Below are 536 nucleotides of genomic sequence, written 5' to 3' on the forward strand. Positions count from 1 at the left end.
GCGATGGCCGCGTACGCGCTGGTGACCGACCCGCCGCTGGCCCCCAAGTCGGCCCCCGGCAAGGCGGACTGGGCCACCAGCCTGACCCGCCAGGTCGAGTTCATCCAGTGGCTGCAGTCCAGCGAGGGCGCCATCTCCGGTGGGGCGACCAACAGCTGGGAGGGCAGCTACGCCACCCCGCCCGCCAACACCCCGACCTTCTACGGGATGTACTACGACGAGGCGCCGGTCTACCACGACCCGCCGAGCAACCAGTGGTTCGGCTTCCAGACCTGGGGTCTGGAGCGGGTCGCCGAGTACTACTACGCCAGCGGTGACGCCAAGGCCAAGGCCGTCCTCGACAAGTGGGTCACCTGGGCGCTGAGCAAGACCACCTTCAACGCCGACGGCACCTACCAGATCCCGTCCACGCTGGCCTGGAGCGGCAAGCCGGACAGCTGGAACGCCACCGCACCCGGCGCCAACACCGGTCTGCACGTGAGCGTGGTCGACTACACCAAGGACGTCGGGGTGGCCGGCTCGTACGCCAAGCTGCT

Annotated in this window: 1 protein-coding gene; it reads left to right on the forward strand. The window is 69.2% G+C overall.

The window, feature by feature from the left end:
* On the forward strand, nt 1-536 hold a 536-nt coding region (locus ABD323_RS45000), incomplete at both ends, for a glycoside hydrolase family 48 protein (RefSeq protein ID WP_344447726.1).

The sequence above is a fragment of the Kitasatospora nipponensis genome, from assembly GCF_039528135.1.
Lineage (GTDB): Bacteria > Actinomycetota > Actinomycetes > Streptomycetales > Streptomycetaceae > Kitasatospora > Kitasatospora nipponensis.